This is a genomic window from Rhodococcus sp. EPR-157, assembly GCF_001647195.1.
Lineage (GTDB): Bacteria > Actinomycetota > Actinomycetes > Mycobacteriales > Mycobacteriaceae > Rhodococcoides.
The window spans coordinates 1-6,592 of record NZ_LVCV01000285.1; the positions used below are offsets into that span (position 1 = coordinate 1).

The window sequence follows — 6,592 nt, forward strand, 5'->3', positions numbered from 1 at the left end:
GCAGTCCGCGCGCCTCTGCTTCGACCTGCCAGTTGTCGGAGTAGCCGTCACCGTTGAACACCACGGCGCCGTGCTCGGTGATAATTTCCGTCAGCAAGTTCTGCACGGCAGTATCGAAGTCGGTGCCGTCGGCGACGGCGGCTTCGAGGTTGGTCGCCATGTAGTCGAGGGCTTCGGCCATGATCGTGTTGATCGTGACCATCGGACCGTTGACGGTCTGCATCGAACCGGGGGCACGGAACTCGAACCTGTTGCCCGTGAAGGCAAACGGGCTCGTGCGGTTGCGGTCGCCCGGATCGGTCGGCAGCACGGGCAGGGTGTCTGCACCGATCATCATGGTGCCCTTGCCCTTCGACGACGTTGCCGCGCCCTTGGCGATCTGGTCGAACACGTCGGCGAGCTGGTCGCCGAGGAAGATCGAGATGATCGCGGGCGGAGCCTCGTTGGCGCCGAGTCGGTGATCGTTTGTCGCCGACGCCACCGACGCGCGCAGCAGACCGCCGTATTTGTGTACGGCTCTGATGACTGCCGCACAGAACACCAGGAACTGCGCGTTGTCGTGCGGATTGTCTCCCGGAACGAGCAACGATCCGAGCTCGGAGTTGCCGAGCGAGAAGTTGACGTGCTTGCCCGAGCCGTTGACACCCTCGAACGGCTTCTCGTGGAACAGACATTCCATGCCGTGCTTCTTGGCGATCGTCTTGAACGTCGTCATCAGCAGCTGCTGATGGTCCGCCGCGATATTGCCTCGCTCGAACATCGGCGCGATCTCGAACTGCCCCGGCGCAACCTCGTTGTGCCGTGTCTTCGCCGGAATCCCGAGCTTGAACAGTTCGCGTTCGGTGTCCATCATGAAGCCGAGGACGCGCTCCGGGATCGCACCGAAATAGTGATCGTCGAATTCCTGGCCCTTGGGCGGCTTGGAACCGAACAGCGTGCGTCCGGCGTTGAGCAAATCGGGCCGGGCAAGGAAGAAGTGCCGGTCGACGAGGAAGTACTCCTGCTCCGGACCGCAGAACGAGACGATGTTCTCGATGTTCTCGTGCCCGAAGAGCTTCAGAATTCGCTCGGCATGCCCGCCCATCGCCTGCTGCGAACGAAGCAGCGGCGTCTTGTGGTCGAGCGCTTCGCCGGTCATGGACACGAAGACCGTCGGGATACAGAGGGTGTTGCCGTTCGGGTTCTCGAGCACGTACGCCGGGCTGGTGACGTCCCATCCGGTGTATCCGCGCGCCTCGAACGTGTTGCGCAGGCCGCCGTTGGGGAAGCTCGAGGCGTCGGGCTCGCCCTGAATCAGCGTCTTACCCGCGAATTCCGCGAGTGCGCTGCCGTCACCGACCGGGTCGAAGAAGCTGTCGTGCTTCTCGGCCGTCAACCCGGTGAGAGGGTAGAAGACGTGCGCGTAGTGCGTCGCACCCTTCTCGAGAGCCCAATCCTTCATCGCCGACGCTACGGCGTCGGCCACCATGGGATCGAGCTTCTTGCCCTTGTCGATGGTCGCCATGACGGACTTGAACACGGACTTGGGCAGGCGCTTCTGCATGACGACCTTGCTGAAGACATTCTCACCGAAGATCTCGCCCGGCTTCTCGTCCCCGACAAAGCTCACCGCAGGCGGTACATATGCCTCGACGTCTTTGATCGCCTGCAGACGAACGGTATTTCCACTCATACGCTTACTACCCCTCGGCCTGTGCCCCACGGCTTGTTCGCGGAGCCAACCAGCGAACTGTACGAACCAGACGTAGCGGTGATGTTTCGCAACTGTGACCACTGCAATTCGCCCGTTACAGCTGTTCACGACGCACCGAAGCCGACTCGGTCACATCCGTCTGGACAAATTTTGCATTTTGTCTAGACGGTTTACATTTTCGGTGTATTGTCATGTATCAAGTGATGGACACCACCGGTTCGCTCGGCCGGTGGTTCCGCCCCGAACAAAGGAGTTCCGTCGTGGCAACCCAGATGAGTCCGCAGTCGAATACGCCGGTCGACGAGTGGCGGGACAAGAAGCGATATCTCTGGCTCATGGGATTGGTGCCACCGACCGCTGTATTCCTGGCGCTCGGGATGATCTGGGCGTTCAACATGCTGGGATGGAATGCTGTGTCACCGGTCTGGTGGTGGATCGGCCCGCTACTGGTGTACGGACTGCTTCCGTTGCTCGATCTGTTCTTCGGGCCGGACGGTCAGAACCCGCCCGACGAGGTCATGGAAGCTCTGGAGAACGACAAGTACTACCGCTACTGCACGTACATCTACATCCCGTTCCAGCTCGCCAGCCTTGTCATCGCGTGCTATTTGTGGACTGCGGACAACCTCAGCTGGTTGGGGATCGACGGCGGACTCGGCCTGATCTCGAAGATCGGCCTTGCCATCAGCGTCGGCGTCATGGGCGGCGTCGGTATCAACACCGCCCACGAGATGGGGCACAAGAAAGACAGCCTCGAACGCTGGCTGTCCAAAGTGACTCTGGCCCAGACGTTCTACGGCCACTTCTACATCGAGCACAACCGTGGCCACCACGTGCGCGTCGCCACCCCCGAGGATCCGGCGAGCTCCAAGTTCGGCGAGAGCTTCTGGCGCTTCCTCCCCCGCAGCGTGTGGGGCAGCCTGAAGTCCTCGTGGGAGATCGAGAAGACTCGGATGGAACGACTCGGCAAGCCCACGTGGAACATTCGCAACGACGTCCTCAACGCCTGGCTCATGTCCGTGGTCCTCTTCGGCGTCCTGACGGCAGTGTTCGGCATCAGCATCCTCCCGTTCCTCGTCATCCAGGCTGTCTACGGCTTCTCACTGCTCGAGACGGTGAACTACCTCGAGCACTACGGACTGCTCCGCGCCAAGACCGCCTCGGGCCGCTACGAGCGCTGCGCTCCTGCTCACAGCTGGAATTCCGATCACATCGTCACCAACATCTTCCTGTATCACCTGCAGCGACACAGTGATCACCACGCGAACCCGACTCGGCGCTATCAGACCTTGCGCAGCATGGAAGGTGCGCCGAACCTGCCCAGCGGCTACGCCAGCATGATCTCGCTCGCGTACTTCCCGCCGATCTGGCGAAAGGTGATGGACCACAGAGTGTTGGAGCACTACCGAGGTGACATCACCGCCGTCAACATCGAGCCGAGCAAGCGCGAGAAGATCTTGGCCCGCTACGGCGCAGACTCGGGCAACGAGTGATGGCAGCGTACGAATGCCCCGTCTGCAACTACATCTACGACGAGGCGGCAGGGGCACCGCGCGAGGGTTTCCCCCCAGGAACCGCCTGGGCAGACGTCGACGACAACTGGCCGTGCCCCGACTGCGGCGTGCGGGAGAAGATCGACTTCGAACAGAAGGCAGGATGACATGTCCACCGACTTCAAGCTCTACCAGTGCATTCAGTGCGGGTTCGAATACGACGAGGAACTCGGCTGGCCCGAAGACGGAATCGAACCCGGCACCAAGTGGGACGACATCCCGGAAGACTGGAGCTGCCCGGACTGCGGCGCCGCCAAAGCGGACTTCTTCATGGTGGAGATCAGCCGACCATGACGGCGGTGGCTCGGGTCCACGCGTACACGGCGGATAGACTGGCCGTCGTGACAACCCATCCGGTGAACCCGAGCCCTTACAAGAGCGCGGCGACCAACCTGATGCGCACCACGATCCTCGACGGCTTGCACGATCTGCTGCTCGAACGCACGTGGTCGACGGTCAACATGACCGATGTCGCCAAAGCAGCCGGCATCAGCCGGCAGACGCTGTACAAGGAATTCGGCACCCGCAAAGGCCTAGCGCAGGGGTACGCGCTGCGGCTCACCGACTCGTTCGTCTCGGCCGTCGACGACGCCGTGTACGCCAACGAAGGTGACGCTCTGCGAACCCTGTACGTGGCGTTCACCGAGTTCTTCAGCCGAAGCGCCTCGGACCCACTCGTGCTCTCGATGCTCACCGACGATCCTCCCCCGGATCTGCTCAGGCTGGTCACGACCGAGAGCGGGATTCTCATCGAGCACGCCGCGGTCCGGTTGGCGCAGACCTTCGAGCGCAGTTGGCTGCGGGCGTCCGCTCACAACGCCGACGTCTTAGGGCGCACGGTGGTTCGGCTTGCCCTGAGCTACGTCTCCATGCCGCCGGACAACTCGGCCGATGTCGCGGCCGACCTCGCGTCGCTGCTGACGCCGTTCGTCGTCACCATCCGAGATACGGCGTAGGCGGGCCCGGGGTTTTCGGACCGAACGGCTGATTCGGTCACTCTGAGTGACCGAAAGGCTCGTTCGCTCGCTTCAAGTGACCGAACGGCTGATTCGGTCACTCTGAGTGACTCAAAGGCTCGTTCGGTCGCCGCAGGTGACCGAAAGGCTCATTCGGTCACCGGGACCCGTCGACCATCCCCAACGCAGCGTCGAGGACACTGTCCTCGGACAACAGAACCTCCAGTGCGGCGTCGCCGAGCGGGATGAAACTGTCCTCGCTGGTAACACGCCTGATCACGCCGTCGAATCCTGCGTCCACCAACGCCGTCACGACGCCTTCGCTCACTCCCCCGGACCTGCGGGTCTCGTCCACGACCAATACCTTGCCCGTCGCGCGCGCGTTCTCGAGAATGTCGTCGACGGGTAGCGGTGCGAGCCAACGAAGGTCGACGACGCGTACTCCGATATCTCGCTCCTGCAGCCGTCGTGCGACACGAAGACTCATCCTGACGCCGTTGCCGAACGTGACGATGGTGAGGTCCATTCCGTTCCCGTGCACTCCGGCCTGTCCGATTCGCACCGTCGTGGGGCTTCCCGATCCGAGCCATCCGCCGTCACCATCGTCGTGAAGATCGCGAGTGTGGTACAGCGCAATGGGTTCCAGGAATACACACACTGCACCGTCGCTGACCGCAGCGGCCGCACAGGCGAGGAGCATCGCCGCGGCATCGTCGGGCCGGGACGGTGACGCGAGGACGATGCCGGGGATGTCACGCAGTGCGGCAATTGCGTTGTCGTTGTGGAAATGTCCGCCGAACCCCTTCTGGTAACCGTAGCCTGCGACTCTGACGATCATCGGGTTGCGGTACTGCCGGTTGGAGAAGAACTGCAGCGTCGACGCCTCGCCTCGGATCTGGTCGGCGGCATTGTGCAGGTACGCGAGGTACTGAATCTCGGCAATGGGCAGAAGTCCGGAAACACCTGCACCGGTAGCCAATCCGAGTATCGACTGCTCGTCGAGAACGGTATCGAACACTCGCGTCGATCCCATCTTGGCCTGCAATCCGCGTGTGACGCCGTACACGCCGCCCTTGTGGGCAACGTCCTCGCCGAACAGTATCGACTGCGGATACATCGCCAAGATCTGCAACAGCGCTGCGTTGATCGACTGCGCAAGGGTCGACCCGGCTGCCGATTCCGCACTGTCGGCTTCCGACCGACCGACTGCCGCTGCCAATTCGGTCAGCGGGGCCATCACAGCCGAGGTGCTGTCCAGTTGTGGACACCCGCACACGTCCCGGGCAGCGTCCATCACGTGTGTGCGCTTGGCCTCATACCGCTCGATGACCTCTTCCACAGTGAGCACCCCGGCGTCGATGAGAAGACATGCGGTTCCGAGTACCGGGTCCCGTGAATACTCGGACGTGATCTCGGCCTGTGTTCGGTAGGCCGACTCGACGTCCGATCCCGCATGTCCCATCAGTCGCACCGTCGCGATGTGCAGAAATGCCGGTCGACGGTGACGGCGGACCCAGTCGACTGCGGCCGTCGATGCGTCGTACGCCGCCCCGAGCTCGCTTCCATCGGCGTGGAAATACTCGAGGCCGGCGCGCCCGGCGAAGTTCGACGCGATCCATCCGGACGGAGTTCGCACGCTGATGCCGATCCCATTGTCCTCGCACACGAACAGCAGCGGCATCGAAACACCCTGGTAGCCGGCATGAACGGCGGTGTTGATCGCGCCGACGGCCGTGGAGTGATTGGCCGAGGCATCGCCGAAGCTGCACACCGTCACCGCATCACGCGGCCAGGGACAGTCCACTCCCAGCCTATGGGCACGCACGGTCGAGAACGCGACCCCGACAGCACGCGGCAGGTGCGAGGAAATCGTCGACGTCTGTGGAATCACCGCGAGATCGGCCCGGCCGAACACCTTGTGTCTGCCACCGGAGATCGGCTCCTCGGTCGCCGCCACGAGCCCGAGCAGCACGTCCCTGATCGGGTCGTGGCCGCCGACTTGCCTGGCGCGCTCGAGGAAGAATGCCCCGGAACGGTAGTGCAGCAGAGCAGGATCCGTCGAGCGAAGCGCTCCTGCCACCGCTGCGTTGGCCTCGTGCCCGGAGGAACCGATGGTGTAGTAGCCCTTGCCCTGCGAACGCAGCCACCGTGCCGCGAGATCGAGATGACGGCTGCCGAGTTGGGCATCGAACAGTTCCAGCGCGCGAACCGGCGTCAGTGCCGCGTCGAGTGGCCGGAGCCTGGACGAAAAGCTCGACACAGTTGACAGGAAGTGCTCGTCGATCGCCTCGGCCATGGTGCCAGGATATGCGCCTCTACCGGGTTGTCACCAGAAGTCCGCCGCCCTCGGGTCTCTTCCAGGGTAAGAAGATCGCCACCACGACAGCACA

At 62.9% G+C, this 6,592-nt stretch carries 6 protein-coding genes; 4 read left to right on the forward strand and 2 right to left on the reverse strand.

Annotation, left to right across the window (positions count from 1 at the left end):
- Positions 1-1,672 (reverse strand): glutamine synthetase III family protein (locus A2J03_RS13200; protein WP_068374511.1); only part of this gene is annotated, 1,672 nt, incomplete at its 3' end.
- Between the two features lie 293 nt (positions 1,673-1,965).
- Here A2J03_RS13200 and A2J03_RS13205 point away from each other — a divergent pair.
- The 4 genes from A2J03_RS13205 to A2J03_RS13220 are packed head-to-tail and all read left to right on the forward strand — an operon-like array spanning position 1,966 to position 4,202.
- On the forward strand, positions 1,966-3,186 hold the full coding sequence (locus A2J03_RS13205; RefSeq protein WP_156520364.1) for an alkane 1-monooxygenase: 1,221 nt from the start codon (positions 1,966-1,968) through the stop codon (positions 3,184-3,186).
- Positions 3,186-3,353: a rubredoxin gene (locus A2J03_RS13210; protein ID WP_068374514.1), complete on the forward strand. Its 168-nt coding sequence runs from the start codon at positions 3,186-3,188 to the stop codon at positions 3,351-3,353. The genes A2J03_RS13205 and A2J03_RS13210 overlap by 1 nt, the downstream gene beginning before the upstream one ends.
- Position 3,354: 1 nt before the next feature.
- Positions 3,355-3,540 (forward strand): rubredoxin, encoded by a 186-nt coding sequence (locus A2J03_RS13215; protein ID WP_068374517.1) that lies wholly within the window; start codon positions 3,355-3,357, stop codon positions 3,538-3,540.
- A 38-nt stretch (positions 3,541-3,578) separates the two neighbouring features.
- Positions 3,579-4,202 carry a TetR/AcrR family transcriptional regulator gene (locus A2J03_RS13220; RefSeq protein ID WP_068374526.1) on the forward strand — a complete coding sequence of 208 codons (624 nt, stop codon included), beginning with the start codon at positions 3,579-3,581 and terminating at the stop codon, positions 4,200-4,202.
- Between the two features lie 157 nt (positions 4,203-4,359).
- Here A2J03_RS13220 and A2J03_RS13225 read toward each other — a convergent pair whose 3' ends face one another.
- A complete protein-coding gene (locus A2J03_RS13225) occupies positions 4,360-6,498 on the reverse strand; it encodes a thiamine pyrophosphate-dependent enzyme (protein ID WP_068374520.1) in 2,139 nt (712 codons plus the stop codon).
- Positions 6,499-6,592 lie beyond the last annotated feature (94 nt).

What these genes read in the sequence shown, in the direction of transcription:
- A2J03_RS13215 (WP_068374517.1), top strand. Translation starts at nt 3,355, where the DNA reads ATGTCCACCGACTTCAAGCTCTACCAGTGCATTCAGTGCGGGTTCGAA.
- A2J03_RS13205 (WP_156520364.1), top strand. Translation starts at nt 1,966, where the DNA reads ATGAGTCCGCAGTCGAATACGCCGGTCGACGAGTGGCGGGACAAGAAG.
- A2J03_RS13225 (WP_068374520.1), bottom strand. Translation starts at nt 6,498, where the DNA reads ATGGCCGAGGCGATCGACGAGCACTTCCTGTCAACTGTGTCGAGCTTT.
- A2J03_RS13210 (WP_068374514.1), top strand. Translation starts at nt 3,186, where the DNA reads ATGGCAGCGTACGAATGCCCCGTCTGCAACTACATCTACGACGAGGCG.